Below are 17,854 nucleotides of genomic sequence, written 5' to 3'. Positions count from 1 at the left end.
CTATGAGGATTCGTTCATGACACTTATTGAAAAGCTGGCGCAGTGGTGCTTCACGCCGCCCGCCTTCTCGCCTCATGCACGCCAGTTAGCCTGCGATGCCATTGCCGATACGCTCGGCTGCATGGTCGCGGGGCGCAATGATTTCTCAACCCGCGCGGTGCTGCAAACCTGGCCCGAACACCCACGCACCCGCTCACTGGATGCGCTGTTTAACGCCACCGCCGCGCACGCCATCGATTATGACGACAACTTTGCGCCTGGCATGAGTCACGCCTCGGCGGTGTTGGTGCCCGCACTGCTAGCGGTGGCGCAACAATGCGATGGTGCGCAGCTTGTCCGTGCTTACCTGATTGGCCTGCAGGCACAAGCCTTTGTGGGCGAGTCGATTGGCTATCAGCACTACACCGCCGGCTGGCACGGCACATCCACTGTCGGCTGCATCGGCAGCGCGGCGGGCGTTGCGGCGCTGCTGGGCATGGATGCGGCGGGCATTGCGCGCGCACTCAGCATCGCGGTGAGTCTCGCCAGCGGTGTGAAAGGACAGTTCGGCACGCCGCTCAAACCCTTTCATGCCGGAATGGCCGCACGTAGCGCCGTCGATGCCGCGCTGCTGGCGCAAACTGGCATGCAAGGCCGCGCTGATATCATTGAATGCGCGCAGGGTTTTGCTGAGTTGTACGCGGGGAAACTCAGTGTGTCCGCGTTGCCTTGTGAGAATGAACACGTTATCGAGCGCATCGGCGTGATGCCGAAAAAGCATCCGTGCTGCGGTTCAACGCATCGCATTCTCGACGCCATTGCCGATTTGCAGCAGCGCCAGACGCTATCACTGGACGAGATCAAAAGCGTGCATTGTCAGGTGGGCATCGCCAACTGGCGCAACCTCGCCTATGCACAGCCGCAGGATGAAATGCAGGCGCGCTTCTCGATGCAATATTGTGTGGCGATGATGCTGGAAAAAGGGGCGCTGAGCGTCACGGACTTTACCGCGCAAAGCGTGCGGGCGCAGACGGATAACGCGCTGATGGCAAGTATCAGCATGTCGCCGTGGACGGCAGAACAGGAAGCGGAAAGCCGCGATTTACCGCACATTCTCACATTGCGCTTTAAAGATGGCCGCGAAATGGTGCATTCACGTCGCCATGCGCGCGGCGCGCACGATGAACCTTTTAGCGCAGCGGAGCGCGAGGCGAAATTTCATGACTGCTGTGCGGATTTGCCCAACGCTGGGAATATCTATCAGCAACTGATGCAGCTCGAACAACAGCATGATTTGGGGTTTATGCGTGAGTTGATGGTATGAGTTTTTGATATTGGCCGCCATGAATGGCGCCGCTACAACGAGTGCGCATTCATGCGCACCAGGTAAACATAGTCAATTTAGGCATTTGCCTGCGGCCGTCCTTTTCCATAGCTTGAAATCATCAACAGGAGAGGAACCTATGACAGCATCAGCATTACCGGTCGCGATTGTCACCGGCGGCAACAGCGGCATTGGCCTGGAAACCGTGATGTTATTGGCGGCCGATCATCAGGTTTACGCGATTGGGCGCAATCAGCAAACGTTGCAGACTTTAGAACAGGTCACCAATGTAATTCCGGTTGCACTGGATATCACAGATTTTGCCGCCGTGGCCGCGTTCACCGCCACATTAAATCGGGTTGATGTACTGGTGCATTCGGCGGCGATCTCGATTCTCAGCACTACCTTCTCCGCCACGCCAGAACTGTGGCAACAGCACCTGAACATTAATGTCATTGCGCCTGCAGAACTCACGCGCTTAACCTTGCCCGCCCTGCGCGCCTCACAGGGCAAAGTGGTGTTTATCAACTCCGGCTCCGGGACGCTGGCGTTAGCGGGACACGTCATTTACTCCGCCTCCAAATTTGCCCTTACCGCGCTGGCGCATGCGCTACGTAGCGAAGAGAGCGAACATGCCGTGCGGGTCGCGACAGTCGCGCCCGGCCCAACCGATACGCCGATGAATCAAGCCTCGCGTGCCCGCGCGGGTAACCATGCACCGATCAATACGCAGGAGTATCTCGATGCGAGTTCGGTGGCGCGCGCCGTGCGGTTTATTGTGGATAGCCCGGAAGATACGCAGATTGCAGATATTGTTATTCGTCCACGCCGCGATAAAGCCAGGCGCTGATTCAGCAGTAAAAAATCCATAACGCGAGGCTGCCATCCGGCGGCCTTTTTCTTTTTTACGTTTTTTTAGCAATATTCTCACTGCTCATTCGTCTACCTCATCACCAGCAGTTATCCGTTAATGTCATGAGGACAAAACAATGAGAGATTTTGATATGCACAGACACGGTCATCGGGAGCATTTTGGCGGTCATCGCCTGGCGAAACCGCTGCTGATGGGCGCGGTGATTATCGCCGCGCTGGGCTTGTTGGTGATGTCGCTGTGGAATGCGTTGCTGCCGGGCATCATCGGTGTGAAAAGCATCGGTTTCTGGCAGGCGCTGGGCTTGCTGGCGTTGTGCCGCATCTTGTTTGGCGGTTTGGGATTCCGTCCGGGCATGTTCGGCATGGCGCGTCGCCGCATGCACGAACGTTGGATGCAGATGACGCCAGAACAGCGCGAAGAGTTTATGCAGCATCGCCGCAATCGCTTTGGTCATCGTGGTCATCACGATCGCTGCGACTGGCATGGTCGTTATGATGAGCGAGGTGAAACGCGTCCGCAGCCAGAGAATAATCCGCCCAAATCCAGCGACGCCGGGTAAGCGTGATGGCGCAGGATTCACTGCTGATGTCGGCAATCACCGCCTGCCGCACTAAGCTAAATGCGTTTATTCGCGGGCGAACTGACGAAATAACCGGATAACCCGATTGCCTGGCAATCGGGCATCATTTACCACCACTTTTTCTCTTGCTGCGGCTGCAAAAATTGCACGCCTTGCCCGAGTTGTGGCATCGACACATTAATCTGCTGTTCCTGCGCCAGCGTCACTATTTGATTAAGCGGATCATTCCATGCATGAAACGCTAAATCGAAAGCGGCATTGTGAATCGGGAACAGCCATTTCGCGTTAAGGTCAATAAAGGCTTTGATGGTGTCTTGTGGCAGCATATGAATATCGGCCCAGCGGCGGTCATACGCACCGTTTTCCAGGAAGGCCATATCGAACGGGCCGAATTTATTACCGATGTGTTTGAAACCATCGAAATAACCGGAATCCCCGCCATAGAACAGGCGGAAATCATCGCTGATAATGCTCCATGAGCACCACAGCCGCTTATTACTGTCGAACATGCCACGGCCAGAAAAATGCTGCGATGGCGTGGCGACAAAATGAGTACCGCCGATATTCTTTGATTCCCACCAATCCAGCTGGGTGATTTTTTCCGGCGCAACGCCCCAGGATATCAGTAAATCACCGACACCCAGCGGCGTCAGGAAATAGCACACGCGATCTTTGAGCTGCAAAATGGTGTGATAATCCAGATGATCGTAATGATCATGCGAAAGAATGACCCCTTCGATGGGCGGCAAATCTTCAAGCGCAATCGGCGCAGGCTGGAAGCGTTTCGGGCCAAACCACTTAAAGGGTGAGGCGCGCTGCGTAAATACCGGATCGGTCAGCCAGTATTTGCCCTGCATTTTAAATAGCAATGATGAGTGGCCAAGGCGAAATACGCTGTTATCCGCCGCAGCCGCAAGTTGCTGCGCGTCGAGTTTGATGAGCGGCAGCGCAGATTCAGGTGCGGTATTTTTCGGTTTGTTAAAGGCAAAATCCCAGAATAGTTTGGCGAACTCAGTTAATCCTAACTGCTGGCGTGGGATCTTATTGTTAAACCTTTTGCCATCAAACTGAGCGGATTGCGGATAGCGTTTTATATTGCAGCGACAAATGCTCGAACTATTCAACATTGATCTTTTACCTCTCATCCCGGGTCCTTCAGAATAGTCACTTTTACGGCAACGCACATCGCATATTGGGCGGTTGATGACTTCGCTAACGCCGAGAGTTAAAGTAACGCTTTTGCTTGATTTTATGAGGGAAAATGAAACGTTTATTTGTTTACGGTACGCTCCAGCCCGGCCATTCAAATGCGCATGTTCTGGAAAACATCGGTGGCGAATGGCTGGCGGGAACGGTTTCTGGCACCTTTTATGAACGCGGCTGGGGCGCAGCAGCGGATTTTCCCGGCATTGTGTTGCAGGAAAACGGCCCGCGCGTGCCGGGTTATCTGTTTATGTCTGACAAGCTCGAGCCACATTGGCCGATGCTGGATGAGTTTGAAGATGGCTACGATCGCGTGGAAGTTGATGTCACCACCAGCAATGGCGAGCTGATCACGGCGTGGATTTATCAGTTGCAGCCGCAACTTTAACTTCACAATACCAGTATTTACGCCCGATTTCGTATTACACCCCAAATGCGGTGCAACGTCCTCAATACAATCTGTAATGATCTGCGCACGCCCTGATTTCGGCTTCTAGAATGAATCTCAAATAGACGAGAGGAATTCATGATGATCAAAGTCTGCACCGCCTGCGGCACATCTTACGATGAGCAACAGAGTCAAATTGAACACTGCAAAATATGTGAAGATGAACGACAGTTTGTGCCGGCCAGCGGGCAAAAATGGACTTCACTGCATAGCCTGCAAGCCACACACTGCAATAAATGGCAGCAGCACGCTGCCAACGTGTTCAGTCTGCAAACCGTGCCCAGCTTTGCTATTAATCAACGCGCGTTTCTGCTGCAAACGCCGCACGGCAATGTTCTGTGGGATTGCATCGCCAATTTCGATAATGCCACCAAAGCGATTGTTACCGCGCTCGGTGGTATTCACGCCATCGCTATTTCGCATCCGCACTATTACAGCACCATGCAGGATTGGGCAGCGGCATTCGACGCGCCGATCTATCTGCATGCTAACGATAGTGAATGGATTATGCGCGACAGCCCGCACATTCATCTTTGGCAAAATGACGAGCTGGAAATTGTGCCGGAAGTGAAACTGGTCCGCCTTGGCGGGCATTTTGCTGGCGGATGCGTATTGCATTGGACGCACGATGACGGCGTGCTGTTGAGTGGCGATATCGTGCAAGTTACGCCCGGCGCGGATGCGGTGTCATTTATGTGGAGCTATCCAAATATGTTGCCGTTACCGGCGGCGGCAGTCAGCGATATTATGCGTCGGCTGGCGGCGCTAAAATTTTCGCGCTTATACGGCGCGTTCGAGCAGCGAGAAATTGTCGCAGACGCGCAGCGGATCGTGATGCAGTCGGGCGAGAAATATATTGCCTGCTTGCAGAAGTCTCTCTCCTGAACGAATTGTAAGCAAACGCGCTGCGGATGGATGTACAGACGTCTAAACATCCATTATAGTCCGTTCCCTACGTTTAAAGGGAATCCGCGCAATGAAGAAAATTTTACTCACGACGCTGCTGGCTGCATCCGTGGCGCTGCTTAGTGGCTGCAACAAAGACGATGAAAATCAAATCAAAGTGGCCATTAATACCGGACCAGACCAGGCGCTGTGGGATACCGTGAAGCAAGTGGCGCACGACAAATATCAGCTGGATGTCGATGTGGTGGCCTTCAATGATTATGTGCAGCCGAATGAAGCGCTGTTCAACAAAGATGTCGATGCCAACGCCTTCCAGAGCCTGCCTTATCTGGAGATGCAATCCAAAGAGCGCGGCTACCACTTCGCCGTGGTCACCAACACCTTCGTGTTCCCGATTGCAGGCTACTCGCGCAAGATTAAATCGCTGAAAGCGTTGCCTGACGGCGCCACCGTGACCCTCTCCAACGAAGCCACCACGCTCGGCCGCAGCCTGCTGCTGTTGCAGGCGCAGGGCTTGATCAAAGTGAAACCCGAAGCGGGCTTGCTGCCAACCACGCTGGATATCACCGATAATCCGAAGAAGCTGAAAATTGTTGAGGTGGATACACCGCAGCTGGCGCGTACGCTGGACGATCCGCAGGTTTATCTTTCGATCATCAACAACAACTTCGCCGCACTGGTTAATCTCTCTGCCTCGCGTGACGGCATGTTTATGGAAGGCAAAGCCTCACCTTATGTGAATGCAATTGTGGCGCGTGAAGATAATAAAGACAGCGCCAACGTGCAGAAGCTGAAACAAGCCTTCCAGTCACAGGAAGTGCTGGATAAAGCCAACGAGATCTACAAAGGCGATATTATTAAAGGCTGGTAATTTGGCGAAAACTGCGCAGATATTAACTGCGCAGTTTCAGCTTATTTAAAATCGACCTCCATCAACTCCGCAATAGTTGCATTACGCGTTGAAGCGACACAGTGATGCAAATAGTCAGTAAACTTTGACGATGGCGGCATACCCAGCTCAAGCAATTTTTCATTGCTAAACACCACATTCAGTTTTGAAAAATGTCCATACAGATTCATGGCGCGTAATAAGATGCGTTCATTACAGGGACCAAACAGCGAAGAGAATGAGCTCCTGCTCGCTGCCAGTTCACGGTAATTCACTTTCTGATACGTTTCGGCCACCGCAACGTGTCCCGAGGCTTGTGCCATCGCCTGATCAATCTCAGCAAACGTGACGCTGCTATTTTCACCCGCTGAAATATGAATAATCGTTTTCTCCACGTTGGGAGCCGTCAATAACAACTCCAGCGCATCGGCACAGTAATCGACCGGCACCACATCAATACGGTCATTCAGCTCACACATAAATTTGCCTAACGTGAGCACCATGCGAAATACCCAAAAAATGCTCGGCGACGGCGCACAGCCACAGTCCGAATGCCCCACCACAATGGATGGTCGCGCGATGACTAAGGGTAGATTAGGTAACATCTCGCTCATCATTCTTTCAACTGTTGCTTTACTCCACGTATATTCCACAACGTGTTGTTCGCGCAGCGTATTCAACTCACTTTCTACCACCAGCGAATTGGCTTCGGGTGCACACGACATAGCGGTACCGACATGCACAAAGCGCTTGAGCCCTTTCACCCGCGCCATACGACTGGCAAATGCGAAGGTGCCTTCTACATTGACTTTCCAGATCAGGGGATTCGCGCCAAACGAGGCGACAGCGGCGCAGTTAAGCACATGCGTAACCTTGGTCAAGCGCGCATCGTCAATAAACCGTTCCGGCTCAGCAAGATCGCCTATTAAGATGTTCTCGTGGGTGAGCCTGTTTAATTGACCAGCTTCAACGCCAAATTTAATCAGGTTTTCCTTAATTCGGTCTAATCCTGCAGCTTGACTATTAGCCCGCACTAATAAAAGTAGTCGGTAATGATCACTTTTCTTGAGCAGATTAACCGCGACCGCACCGCCCAAAAATCCAGTTGCACCCGTTATGAGTACTGTATTCATATTTTTTAACCCACCGGTTCGTTACAGGAAAAACTGTGCATTTAGCTGGCTCGAATCTATGCTCGCGTGGGTAAATGATGAATAAATGCCCTGTGCTTTCCTGCGGGTAAAACCGCTCCAGTGAGCATTGGTTTATATATGTTTAAATGTGATATTTGGGCCTCAGTGCGCAGTCAAATATTCCTCTACGCTCAGCGTGAAAAATGAGCGCGATATAAAAATGGTGTAAAAATATCGGCGTTACGCGTAAAAATGCTGTACGTAAATTCGCCTGCCACTGTTCGCTTCGATCGCAAACAGGTATGTTCGCCCTCATTAGCCTCAACCCTGATAAAACACAGGAAATCTATGAGTCAAAGTGAAAAACAGTCTTTGCCTGCTGGCATGCTGGCGGCCGCAGGGATCGTGTTTGGGGATATCGGCACCAGCCCGCTTTATACCCTTAAAGAGTGCCTCTCCATTTTGCCTAATGGCGCCGTCTCCACCACCGCAGTGATGGGATTTTTGTCGCTGATTTTCTGGGCGCTGACGCTGATCGTGTCGCTGAAATACGTCTGCTTTGTGATGCGCGCCGATCATGATGGCGAAGGCGGCGTATTAACGCTGATGTCGCTGGCACGCCAGCATGTTGGGCCGAAAGCCTCGCACATCATTGTGTTAGCGGGCTTAATTGGCGGCGCGTTCTTCTACGGCGATGGCGTGATCACGCCGGCGATTTCGGTGCTGTCGGCGATCGAAGGTATCGAAGTGGTGTCACCTGAGCTGGATAAATATGTGGTGCCGCTGGCAGTGGCGATTCTCACGCTGCTGTTTATGATTCAAAAACACGGCACCGAAAAGGTCAGTAAAGTGTTCGGCCCGGTGATGTTTGTCTGGTTTGTGTCGATTGCCCTATTAGGCATTCGCGGCATCCTGCTTAATCCTGAAGTGCTTTACGCGCTGAATCCCTCCTATGCGCTGACGTTCCTGCTTAGCCACAAAGCGCTTTCGTTTGCCGCGCTGGGCATGGTGGTGCTGGCGGTGACCGGCGCGGAGGCGCTGTACGCCGATATGGGACATCTGGGCAAAGCGCCGATTCGCATGGCCTGGCTGGTGATCGCCATGCCCGCGCTGGTGCTTAACTACTTTGGGCAGGGCGCGCTGGTCATTGCCGATGCGCAGGCCCTCAATAACCCGTTCTTTAATCTCGCGCCGGGTTGGGGACAGATCCCGCTGATTGTGCTGTCAACGCTGGCCACGGTGATCGCCGCGCAGTCGGTGATTACCGGCGTGTATACGCTGACGCATCAGGCGATCCGTCAGGGATTTCTGCCGCCGATGCGCATCATCTTCACCTCGCACACGGAGTCCGGTCAGATCTATATTCCGGTGGTGAACTGGCTGCTGTTTGTCGCGGTGACGGTGATTGTGCTGGCGTTCCGACAATCTTCGGCGCTCTCTTCGGCGTACGGCATTGTGGTGACCGGCACAATGGTGATCACCGCTTGTCTGGCGGGCGTGGTAGCGCTGCGTAACTGGAAGTGGCCGCTGCCGGTGGCGCTGGTTTTCCTGCTGTGTATGTTAAGCATAGATGTGCCGCTGTTCAGCGCCAACCTGATGAAACTGCTTTCTGGAGGTTGGGTGCCGGTGCTGCTGGCGCTGAGCATGATGGGATTGATGCTCATTTGGAGCAGCGAGCGTAATCGCCTAATCCGCAAGTTGAATAACGATCCTGAGAGCCTGCAGGCGCTGGTGCGATCGCTGGAAACCCATCCGCCCAGTCGTGTGCCGGGCACCGCAATCTTCCTCTCACGTAAAGAGCATGAGATTCCGCAGGCGCTGTTACATAACCTTAAACACAACCGCGTGCTGCATAAACGTGTGGTGCTGCTGCATATTCGCACCACCGATATCCCGCGCGTCTACAACCAGAAGCGTCTGAGCATCACTCAATTGTCGCCAACGTTCTGGCAGGTGACCGCCGCTTACGGCTGGCGCGAGACGCCATCGATGGCCGAGATCCTGCATTTGTGTGGGTTGGAAGGATTGGGTTGTACCGTCAATGAAGCCTCGTTCTTCACCTCGCACGACACGCTGGTGATGAAGAAGAGAAAAGGTTTGATGCGCATTAAAGGCGGTATTTTCCACTTCTGCCAGCGCAATGCGCAGCGCGCACATGAGCAATTTAATATCCCACCGAATCGGGTCATTGAATTGGGCGGGCAGCGCGAATTTTAATCTGCCGATGACATAAAGCGCAGGGATTGTAGCGGCGCAGTTCATTGCGCGATAAATCGCGCCGCTACTGTTCAGGCGTTATATTCAACCTCCTGTCGACTGTTAGGGTTAACACACCAAATGTAACCAGATGCAAAAATAGTCGCGTAAGGTTGAATGAGTTGTGGCTGAATCTTTCTTAACATCTAATTAGCAATTAAAGCTAAAACGCTTAACTTGAAAAGGTGTTTATTAACTTCACCGGCAATCATCACTCGCCGTAAACATTTAGGGTGTCAGCACATTACCAACAATTGAAAGATTCGTAGCTGCGGCCATTGGCTCAGTTATTATTTGCGAGGAGTATCGCCATGAAACAATTAATTAATGACGTAATATCTATTTTCACACCGCAATCTGTTAAACCGGTTTTAATTCGCGGCGATTTAACCCATCGCGAACTTTCATCGATTCATCCGGTAGGCTTTACTTCGGTGAGCTGGGCGACTTCAATGGAAGAGCTGAATGACGCCTTTGTGCAGAAAGCCGTTGCTGCCGGTGCGGTGGGTTATCACATCACCGAAGTGGAATCCCACGAACCGGCGCACGATGGTCAGCACGTCATGGCCGCCACTGCCACCCTTTATCACATCAATAGCAAAGTGGCTTATGGCTAATGTTAATACCCGTCATACTTCAAGTTGCAGGAGCGTTGGCCGCGCATGTTCACCCCAGTCACTTACTAATGTAAGCTCCTGGGATTCACATACTTGCCGCCTTCCTGCAACTCGAATTATTTAGGGTATTTATAATTTACCCTTCATCATCGGCAGGCTTTTTTCTGCAAAATAGTCGACAAGAAAATCAATAAACACTTTAATGCGCGGCGATTCAGACGCACGCTGGGTGTAAACCGCCCAGACATTCGCTTCCTGATACCATTGCGGTAATACGTGCAGCAATTGGTTTTCGCTTAAATACGGCGCCACATCCCACACAGAACGCAACGCAATCCCGTGCGATTTTAATGCCCAATTCAGAATCACTTTTCCGCTGTTCGATGAATAATGGCTATTAAGGCGACAAACGATTTTATTTTCGCCGTCCGTTAACGTCCAATGCCCAAAGGTATTATTATTTTCATTAATAATAAGACAGCTATGATCGATTAAGTCATCCAGCGTCTCCAGCGGACGTGACCGGGCTAAATAATCTGCCGTAGCACAAAGAATACGCCGATTGGCGGCTAATTTTCGTGCAATGTAGGCGTTATTCACATCATCACCCACCCGAATATCGACGTCAGTGCCTGACTGCAATAAATCAATATCGCGATCGCTGAGCATCAATTTGATGTTCAGTGACGGATGACGCGTCATAAATTCGGCAATCGCATCGGACAAATAATCCTGGCCAAAGCCAAATGAACAGGCCACAGTCAGATCGCCGGTTAATTCGCCGCGCCACTGCTGAAAGTTATTCAGGAAGGAATCCATTTCGTGCACCACGTGCAACGCACCTTCCAGCGCCTTTTCACCTTCTGGCGTCAGCCGCATCACGCGGTTGGTGCGAAAAAATAGCCGGGTTTCCAGCTGCTTTTCGAGGATGGCAATCCGCTTGCTGATGTAGGATGGCGACTGGCCAAGCTCAATCGCAGCGCGGCCAAAACCTTCATAGCGCGCTACGCTGATAAAGACATACAGATCTTCGACCGACGGCCAACCCTGAAGCGGCTTCTGATAACTTTTTCCGGCAAGCAGTATTTTCATCACCATCACGGCGTTAGCGAAATTTAGCCGGTTATAACACAGAATCCAGAAAGGGCTGAAGCTGACTTAAAAACAGTTCAGGCACTTCCTCATGCGGTGAATGACCGCAAGGTAATGCGTTGCCCTGAATATTGCGCGCTTTATCCCGCCAGGTTTCCACCACGTTATATAACTGGCCAACCGTGCCCTTTTCTCCCCATAACAACAGAAGCGGCGCTTCAATGCGTTTAGCGCTGTCCTGCGCATCATCGTCTAAATCAATCGTCGCCGCGGCGCGATAATCTTCGCATACCGCGTGAATCATCTCTTTATTTTGATAACAGCGCAGGTAATCGTTGAAGATGACCTCCTCGGTGGCGCCCGGCGTTTTTAATTGCCCATCAATGTGTTTACGCAGGAATAATGCCGGATCGTGGCCGATCAGGGTTTCAGGTAATGGATAAGGTTGAATCAGGAAGAACCACCAGAAATAGCGCGTGGCAAAGGCTTTGTTGGTTAAGGCGTACATGGTCGCGGTCGGCGCAATATCAACAAACACGCAGCAGGAAAGTTTTTCCGGATGATCAAGCGCCAGCCGATGGCCCACGCGCGCACCGCGATCGTGCCCGACAAATGCCACGCGCTCTAATCCCAACCCCTCGATTAACAGGCTGATATCCTGCGCCATCACCCGTTTCGAGTAAGCGCGATGCGTCTCATCACTCGGCGGCTTGTCGCTGTCGCCGTAACCGCGCAGATCCGGCAGGATTACGCGATACTGCTGCGCCAGCTGCGGCGCAATTTTGCGCCACGCCAGATGATTTTGCGGATGTCCGTGCAGCATCAGCAGTGGCGGACCTTCGCCGCCCATCGCGACGCGCAGCGTCACGCCGTTCGCCAAACGCACATTACTCAGCGTAAAGCCGTCGATAAAGGGTGAATCACCGCGTGGCGTAATCTCACTCATGCTGGAGCATCCTGTTGGATTTGATCGCGCTTCAGCCACGGACGCTGGGCAAAATGCTGCGTTTCAAACTGGGTGATGTCAGATTCGTACTGCAACGTCCAGTCCACCGCGCTGCCGCCGCCCAATAACATCTCGCGTTTCAACGCACTGACCGAAAAGGCAATGCGTTGATTATTGAAGAGGATCGCCTGTTGTTCCAGCGACACGGTAATGCGATTACTGGTGGCATCGTTCGCCACCGCGCTCAGGCGCTGATAATCCTCTTCGCTTAACGTCAGCGTCAAAACGCCATTGCGCTGGCAGTTATCGTCGAAGATGCCGGCAAAACTGGTGCCGATAATGGCGCGGATGCCGAGCTGATTAAGTCCCCAAACCGCATGTTCGCGGCTGGATCCACAGCCGAAATTGGCGCCCACCAGTAAGAAGGTGGCGTTTTCCCAACCGGCTTGATTAAGAATGAAAGCGGGATTTGGACGGCCGTCGGGCAGGAAGCGCAGGTCGAAGAACACACCGCGATCCAAATCCTTACGATCGATGCCTTTGAGAAACTGCTTTGGCATGATCACATCGGTATCAATATTGGCCGCCGGTAATGGTGCCAGCGTGCCCGTCATGTTGTTAAATGCTTCCATCTTAAACCTCTGCAGTCATGAATTTGCGGACATCAACCAGATGGCCAGCAATCGCGGCGGCGGCGACCATCGCCGGGCTCATTAAGTGCGTGCGCGCACCCGCGCCCTGGCGGCCAGGGAAATTGCGATTGGTGCCGGACGCACAGCGATCGCCGGGCGCTAACACATCTTCGTTCATCGCCAGGCACATTGAGCAGCCCGATTGACGCCATTCGAAACCGGCGTTGACGAAAATTGCGGCTAACCCTTCCGCTTCTGCCTGCTGACGCACCTGCGTCGATCCCGGCACGATAATGCCACGTACGTGCGGGGCGATTTTGTGTCCGTCGATAATCGCAGCGGCAGCGCGTAGATCTTCAATGCGCCCGTTGGTGCAGGAACCAATAAAGGCATGCGTGATGGCGATCTCCGCTAACGGCGTGCCGGGTTCCAGCCCCATATATTGCAGCGCGCTCCGCAGCGTCTGCTGTTTCACCGCATCTGTTTCCTGCGCCGGGTCGGGCACGTGGCCGGTAATGGCACTGGCTTGATCCGGGCTGATTCCCCATGTCACTTTGGGTTCAAGATCGCTGCAGTTGATGGCGATGCGGCTATCGAACCGCGCGTCCGCATCGCTGCGTAAATCGCGCCACTCCGCAACGGCCTGCTGCCACAACTCGCCGGTCGGCATTTGCGGTTTGCCGGCGATATAGGCAAACACTTTTTCATCCGGTGCGATTATCGCACCGCGTGCACCGGCTTCCACTGCCATGTTGCACAGTGTCATGCGCCCTTCCATGCTCAGCGCTTCGATGGCAACACCGGCAAATTCAATGGCAAATCCGGTCGCGCCTGATGCGCCAATCTGCTCGATCAGCGCCATGATGATGTCCTTCGCCGAACACCCAAACGGCAGCTCACCGCTCACCGTCACCAGCATGGTTTTTAGGGTGCGATAAATCAGGGTTTGCGTCGCCAGCAGGTGCTCGATTTCCGAGGTGCCGATGCCAAAACCGAGCGCGCCAAACGCGCCGTAAGTGGTGGTATGGCTGTCGCCTGCGGCAATCACCATACCGGGCATTACCAGGCCTTGCTCGTGCGCCACAACGTGTTCGATGCCCTGACGCGGGTCAAGCACATCGAACAGTTCGATGCCAAAATGCGCGGCGTTCTGGCGGAAGTAATCGACTTGTAACTGTCCGCCCACGTCGGTCATCGCCTCATCACGCTCGGGGCGCGTCGGGTTAACGTGATCGACATTCAGCAAAATGGTGCCCGGATTGCGCACAAGACGCTGGTGATCGCGCAGGCCGCTAAACGCCTGCGGGCTGGTGTACTCATTGAGAATCGAGCGATCGATGTAGAGCAGCACATGCCCTTCGTCATCTAACTTACGAACCACATGCTGATCGATCAGTTTTTCATACAGTGTTTTGTTAGCCATGCCGTTGCCCACGCGAAAAGTATAACAAGTCATTAGAGACGTTAGGGTAAATCAGTTTGTGCGCTGGGAACGAACACGCTTCGTGAAGTGATGTTTTATGAAATGTGCAGTAGGTAAGTTGGTCGCCATGAATGGCAGAAACATCGCGAACGCTTTGTAGCGGCGCAATTGATTGCGCGATCAATCGCGCCGCTACGCAATGTGCGTAAAATAGCAGGAGTTTTATTTGACCTAAGTCGCGTCTATCGATATAAAGAATAACCGCGCAGCTTAAGCGGTTTATCTCCGAGTAATTCCCCCTTCTGCTTATATTTCACGCTATTTTATTTTTTTAAGTTAATTAATTAACACCAATACTTTATTAACTAAAAACAAGTTAATCATTCCGTAACAATCTCTTAATGTGCAAACCGAATTTTTAACGTTCACCTGCATTGCATAATAAGTAGGACTGGAATGACTCACACCAAAAAGATCGTGTCTGCCCTATCGCTGGCAGCGCTGCTTGTCTCATCAGCGGTTCGCGCTGAAGACGCACCAGAAAAAACTGACGTTCTGCTGATTGGCGGCGGCATCATGAGCGCCTCGCTCGGCACCTGGCTGCAAGAGCTGCAACCGGGCTGGAAACAGCTGATGGTTGAGAAGCTGGACGGCGTCGCGCTGGAATCGTCCAACGGCTGGAACAATGCCGGTACGGGTCACTCTGCTAACATGGAGCTGAACTACACGCCTGAGCGTGCAGACGGTTCAATCGACGTTAGCAAAGCGCTGGAAATTAACGAATCCTTCATGATTTCGCGCCAGTTCTGGACATCGCAGGTGCAGCGCGGTGTGTTGCACGATCCGCACTCCTTCATTAACTCTACGCCGCACATGAGCTTCGTCTGGGGCGACAAAAACGTCGAGTACCTGACGAAGCGTTACGATGCGCTGCAGAAAACCACCCTGTTCCAGGGCATGAAATTCTCTACCGATCATCAGCAGATCCAGCAATGGGCGCCGCTGGTGATGGAAGGTCGTGACCCGAACCAGAAAGTTGCGGCAACCTGGACGCCAGTCGGCACCGATGTTAACTACGGTGAAATCACCCGTCAGCTGATCGGTAGCCTGAAGAAAGATCAGAACTTCAAGCTGGAAACCTCGTCAGAAGTCACTGATTTCAAGCGTAACGGCGATAACTCGTGGCACGTCACTATTAAAGATGTGAAGAGCGGCGATAAGCGTTCAGTTGATGCGAAATACGTGTTCATCGGTGCTGGCGGCGGCGCGATTAAGCTGCTGCAGAAAACCGGCATTCCGGAAGCAGATAACTACGGCGGCTTCCCGGTCGGCGGTTCGTTCCTGATGACCGAGAACCCAGAGATCGCTAATCGTCACCTGGAAAAAGTATACGGTCAGGCTTCTGTGGGTGCGCCACCGATGTCGGTTCCACACATCGATTCACGTACCCTCGACGGTAAGAAAGTGGTGCTGTTTGGACCTTTCGCCACCTTCTCCACCAAGTACCTGAAAAACGGTTCGCTGTTCGATCTGCTGAGCGCGACCACCACCAGCAACATTATGCCGATGACGCATGTTGGCATCGACAACTTCGACCTGGTGAAATACCTGATTGGTCAGGTGATGCTGAATGACGACGACCGTTTTGCCGCGCTGAAAGAGTACTATCCGAACGCGCGTAAAGAGGACTGGAAACTGATTCAGGCGGGTCAACGTGTGCAGATCATCAAGAAAGATGCCGAAAAAGGTGGCTTGCTGAAACTGGGTACCGAAATCGTGACCGATCAGCAGAAAACCCTGGCGGCACTGTTGGGCGCGTCACCGGGCGCATCGACTGCTGCACCCATTACGCTCGACGTGATGAAAAAGCTTTTCCCTGAGCAGTTCGCTTCGCCAGAGTGGCAGCAGAAGATCCGCGCTATCGTGCCAAGCTTCGGCCAGAAGCTGAACGGCAACACCGCGCTGACGCAGCAAGTTTGGGACAACACCGCAGCGACGCTGCTGTTGACCAAGCCGCCGGTCATCAACATGGGTGATCAGACGGTTGCGCCAACGCAGGCTAAGCCGCGTACTGAATCAGGCAAACAGGATATGGCGCTGTAATTCCCGCCAGAAGTGAATCAAGCCGGACACTGTCCGGCTTTTTTATTGTCTTTTCTAGGGGCGCCATTAACGGCGATCTCACGGAGATTTTTACGACTTTTTATAATCAGTGTAGGCGTTTTGTAAAACCACATGGTCGGCAATATATTTGGCATCGTGCCATACGCCATAAATAAACGATGATGCGCGATTCACCAGATTGGGCAAGCCAAGGAAGTAAATACCCCGTTCGGCGGAAATACCGCGTTTATGGAACGGCGCACCATTAGCATCAAAGGCATCCACTTTCAGCCAACTAAAATCAAATTTAAAACCGGTGGCCCAGATAATGCTGGTAATACCTGCGGCCTGTAGATCCAGTTCTGATAATGGATTAATTAAACATTCTGGATCTGGCAATAATTCCCATGCTTGCGGTTCGGGCGGTAAGTCCAGGCCATTACGTTCAATATAGGCATCGGCATCACGCAGTACGTCGAAATACGCTTTGTCGCCTTCAGCAATATTGTCCATTATACCCTCAGCAAAGCTCAGCACGCCGTTATCCCAGGTTTTGGTGATCCCCACCAACGTAATGCCCATGTGCGCCAGTCGGCGAAAATCGACCGTTTTGCCACCTTCATAACCACTCACGGCAAAAGCAACGTGCTGTTTCTTCGGCTTGATTTTGACTTCATCCCACAAGCCCAGCGCGCCCAGCCACCAGCAATAATCGCGGTCACGATAGGAACGTGGCGGACGGTAATGTTCGCCGATGGAGAGCGTCACTTCACGGCCAGATTTACGCAACTCTTCCGCAATTTGTGAGCCTGAAGCACCAGCGCCCACCACCAGCACGCCGCCCTGCGGCAGCTGCTGCGGATTTTTATACGCCGATGAATGGATCTGATGCAGCGCAGCGCTTTCCGGCACGATCTGCGGGAAAGCGGGTTTCTGGAAAGGACCGGTTGCCGCCACTACATTGTCGGCTTCAAATTCACCGGCCGACGTCAGTATCTTAAAACCGCTACGTTCTGGTAGACGCTCAACCGAATGGACTTCCACGCCGGTGCGCACCGGCGCATCGAGCATTTTTACGTAGTCTTCGAAATATTGCGCCATTCGCTCTTTCGGTGGGAACGCTTCCTGAGAAATATTATCGAATTTCATTGAAGGAAAACGATCGTGCCAGGCTGGGCCATTGGCCACTAATGAATCCCAACGTTCTGAACGCCAGCGTTCAGCAATACGGCTACGCTCTAACACCACATGTGGCACGCCCATTAACGACAGATGTTCACTCATCGCAATACCTGCCTGACCCGCTCCGACCACCACGGTATTAATTTTTTCTACTGACATGTGAGATCCCTAAAGATGATCGACCCCGATCTTTTCATGGAAAAGAGTAATCAGGTGCCGGATGACTACTATTCAGATTAATAAATGCTGTGCTATTCAATAAACACA

The 17,854-nt window shown here is 52.7% G+C and carries 16 protein-coding genes; 9 read left to right on the top strand and 7 right to left on the bottom strand.

Going from position 1 to position 17,854, the window contains the following annotated elements; genetic code table 11:
• Positions 1-16: 16 nt before the first annotated feature.
• The 3 genes from ACVLVH_RS01640 to ACVLVH_RS01630 all read left to right on the top strand — a co-directional run bounded on the left by ACVLVH_RS01640 (position 17) and on the right by ACVLVH_RS01630 (position 2,736).
• The gene (locus ACVLVH_RS01640) at positions 17-1,303 is read left to right on the top strand and encodes an MmgE/PrpD family protein (RefSeq protein WP_312462699.1); all 1,287 of its coding nucleotides are present in this window, start codon (positions 17-19) and stop codon (positions 1,301-1,303) included.
• 139 nt (positions 1,304-1,442) lie between these two features.
• Complete coding sequence (locus ACVLVH_RS01635; protein ID WP_312462700.1) at positions 1,443-2,153, top strand: SDR family oxidoreductase; 711 nt, start codon at positions 1,443-1,445, stop codon at positions 2,151-2,153.
• Positions 2,154-2,292: 139 nt separating this feature from the next.
• Positions 2,293-2,736 carry a hypothetical protein gene (locus ACVLVH_RS01630; RefSeq protein WP_309837541.1) on the top strand — a complete coding sequence of 148 codons (444 nt, stop codon included), beginning with the start codon at positions 2,293-2,295 and terminating at the stop codon, positions 2,734-2,736.
• A 128-nt stretch (positions 2,737-2,864) separates the two neighbouring features.
• Here ACVLVH_RS01630 and ACVLVH_RS01625 read toward each other — a convergent pair whose 3' ends face one another.
• Positions 2,865-3,884 (bottom strand): MBL fold metallo-hydrolase, encoded by a 1,020-nt coding sequence (locus ACVLVH_RS01625; RefSeq protein WP_312462701.1) that lies wholly within the window; start codon positions 3,882-3,884, stop codon positions 2,865-2,867.
• 134 nt (positions 3,885-4,018) lie between these two features.
• Between ACVLVH_RS01625 and ACVLVH_RS01620 the strand changes: the two genes are divergently transcribed.
• From ACVLVH_RS01620 to ACVLVH_RS01610, 3 genes are all read left to right on the top strand, one after another.
• Positions 4,019-4,348 (top strand): gamma-glutamylcyclotransferase family protein, encoded by a 330-nt coding sequence (locus ACVLVH_RS01620; protein ID WP_312462702.1) that lies wholly within the window; start codon positions 4,019-4,021, stop codon positions 4,346-4,348.
• Positions 4,349-4,489: 141 nt separating this feature from the next.
• Positions 4,490-5,293 (top strand): MBL fold metallo-hydrolase, encoded by an 804-nt coding sequence (locus ACVLVH_RS01615; protein WP_312462729.1) that lies wholly within the window; start codon positions 4,490-4,492, stop codon positions 5,291-5,293.
• 91 nt (positions 5,294-5,384) lie between these two features.
• Positions 5,385-6,185 carry a MetQ/NlpA family ABC transporter substrate-binding protein gene (locus tag ACVLVH_RS01610; RefSeq protein ID WP_101761535.1) on the top strand — a complete coding sequence of 267 codons (801 nt, stop codon included), beginning with the start codon at positions 5,385-5,387 and terminating at the stop codon, positions 6,183-6,185.
• A 41-nt stretch (positions 6,186-6,226) separates the two neighbouring features.
• Here ACVLVH_RS01610 and ACVLVH_RS01605 read toward each other — a convergent pair whose 3' ends face one another.
• On the bottom strand, positions 6,227-7,336 hold the full coding sequence (locus tag ACVLVH_RS01605; protein WP_192413049.1) for an SDR family oxidoreductase: 1,110 nt from the start codon (positions 7,334-7,336) through the stop codon (positions 6,227-6,229).
• A gap of 348 nt (positions 7,337-7,684) precedes the next feature.
• Between ACVLVH_RS01605 and kup the strand changes: the two genes are divergently transcribed.
• Positions 7,685-9,553, top strand: a complete 1,869-nt coding sequence (gene kup / locus ACVLVH_RS01600) for a low affinity potassium transporter Kup (protein ID WP_309837536.1) — start codon at positions 7,685-7,687, stop codon at positions 9,551-9,553.
• A gap of 350 nt (positions 9,554-9,903) precedes the next feature.
• On the top strand, positions 9,904-10,209 hold the full coding sequence (locus ACVLVH_RS01595) for a YdgH/BhsA/McbA family protein (protein WP_101761538.1): 306 nt from the start codon (positions 9,904-9,906) through the stop codon (positions 10,207-10,209).
• Between the two features lie 129 nt (positions 10,210-10,338).
• Here the strand turns inward: ACVLVH_RS01595 and ACVLVH_RS01590 are convergent, their stop codons facing one another.
• From ACVLVH_RS01590 to leuC, 4 genes are read right to left on the bottom strand one after another with little or no spacing between them, the layout of a single operon-like run.
• A complete protein-coding gene (locus tag ACVLVH_RS01590; RefSeq protein ID WP_498948519.1) occupies positions 10,339-11,301 on the bottom strand; it encodes a LysR substrate-binding domain-containing protein in 963 nt (320 codons plus the stop codon).
• Positions 11,302-11,332: 31 nt separating this feature from the next.
• The gene (locus ACVLVH_RS01585) at positions 11,333-12,247 is read right to left on the bottom strand and encodes an alpha/beta fold hydrolase (RefSeq protein WP_312462710.1); all 915 of its coding nucleotides are present in this window, start codon (positions 12,245-12,247) and stop codon (positions 11,333-11,335) included.
• Positions 12,244-12,879 carry a 3-isopropylmalate dehydratase small subunit gene (gene leuD / locus ACVLVH_RS01580; RefSeq protein ID WP_498948517.1) on the bottom strand — a complete coding sequence of 212 codons (636 nt, stop codon included), beginning with the start codon at positions 12,877-12,879 and terminating at the stop codon, positions 12,244-12,246. The genes ACVLVH_RS01585 and leuD overlap by 4 nt, the downstream gene beginning before the upstream one ends.
• A gap of 1 nt (position 12,880) precedes the next feature.
• Positions 12,881-14,302: a 3-isopropylmalate dehydratase large subunit gene (gene leuC / locus ACVLVH_RS01575; protein WP_498948515.1), complete on the bottom strand. Its 1,422-nt coding sequence runs from the start codon at positions 14,300-14,302 to the stop codon at positions 12,881-12,883.
• A 456-nt stretch (positions 14,303-14,758) separates the two neighbouring features.
• Between leuC and mqo the strand changes: the two genes are divergently transcribed.
• Positions 14,759-16,405, top strand: coding sequence for a malate dehydrogenase (quinone) (mqo, locus tag ACVLVH_RS01570; RefSeq protein ID WP_110866851.1), 1,647 nt, complete (start codon positions 14,759-14,761; stop codon positions 16,403-16,405).
• Positions 16,406-16,495: 90 nt separating this feature from the next.
• Here the strand turns inward: mqo and ACVLVH_RS01565 are convergent, their stop codons facing one another.
• Complete coding sequence (locus ACVLVH_RS01565) at positions 16,496-17,746, bottom strand: flavin-containing monooxygenase (protein ID WP_217548293.1); 1,251 nt, start codon at positions 17,744-17,746, stop codon at positions 16,496-16,498.
• Positions 17,747-17,854: the final 108 nt, after the last annotated feature.

It is taken from the genome of Kluyvera sp. 1366, from assembly GCF_054823405.1.
This window is presented reverse-complemented; position numbering and strand designations above follow the sequence as displayed.

Bases quoted from the DNA above. Each gene is read 5' to 3' on its own strand.
- ACVLVH_RS01640 (WP_312462699.1), top strand. From the start codon at position 17: ATGACACTTATTGAAAAGCTGGCGCAGTGGTGCTTCACGCCGCCCGCC.
- ACVLVH_RS01635 (WP_312462700.1), top strand. From the start codon at position 1,443: ATGACAGCATCAGCATTACCGGTCGCGATTGTCACCGGCGGCAACAGC.
- ACVLVH_RS01630 (WP_309837541.1), top strand. From the start codon at position 2,293: ATGAGAGATTTTGATATGCACAGACACGGTCATCGGGAGCATTTTGGC.
- ACVLVH_RS01625 (WP_312462701.1), bottom strand. From the start codon at position 3,884: ATGTTGAATAGTTCGAGCATTTGTCGCTGCAATATAAAACGCTATCCG.
- ACVLVH_RS01620 (WP_312462702.1), top strand. From the start codon at position 4,019: ATGAAACGTTTATTTGTTTACGGTACGCTCCAGCCCGGCCATTCAAAT.
- ACVLVH_RS01615 (WP_312462729.1), top strand. From the start codon at position 4,490: ATGATCAAAGTCTGCACCGCCTGCGGCACATCTTACGATGAGCAACAG.
- ACVLVH_RS01610 (WP_101761535.1), top strand. From the start codon at position 5,385: ATGAAGAAAATTTTACTCACGACGCTGCTGGCTGCATCCGTGGCGCTG.
- ACVLVH_RS01605 (WP_192413049.1), bottom strand. From the start codon at position 7,336: ATGAATACAGTACTCATAACGGGTGCAACTGGATTTTTGGGCGGTGCG.
- kup (WP_309837536.1), top strand. From the start codon at position 7,685: ATGAGTCAAAGTGAAAAACAGTCTTTGCCTGCTGGCATGCTGGCGGCC.
- ACVLVH_RS01595 (WP_101761538.1), top strand. From the start codon at position 9,904: ATGAAACAATTAATTAATGACGTAATATCTATTTTCACACCGCAATCT.
- ACVLVH_RS01590 (WP_498948519.1), bottom strand. From the start codon at position 11,301: ATGAAAATACTGCTTGCCGGAAAAAGTTATCAGAAGCCGCTTCAGGGT.
- ACVLVH_RS01585 (WP_312462710.1), bottom strand. From the start codon at position 12,247: ATGAGTGAGATTACGCCACGCGGTGATTCACCCTTTATCGACGGCTTT.
- leuD (WP_498948517.1), bottom strand. From the start codon at position 12,879: ATGGAAGCATTTAACAACATGACGGGCACGCTGGCACCATTACCGGCG.
- leuC (WP_498948515.1), bottom strand. From the start codon at position 14,302: ATGGCTAACAAAACACTGTATGAAAAACTGATCGATCAGCATGTGGTT.
- mqo (WP_110866851.1), top strand. From the start codon at position 14,759: ATGACTCACACCAAAAAGATCGTGTCTGCCCTATCGCTGGCAGCGCTG.
- ACVLVH_RS01565 (WP_217548293.1), bottom strand. From the start codon at position 17,746: ATGTCAGTAGAAAAAATTAATACCGTGGTGGTCGGAGCGGGTCAGGCA.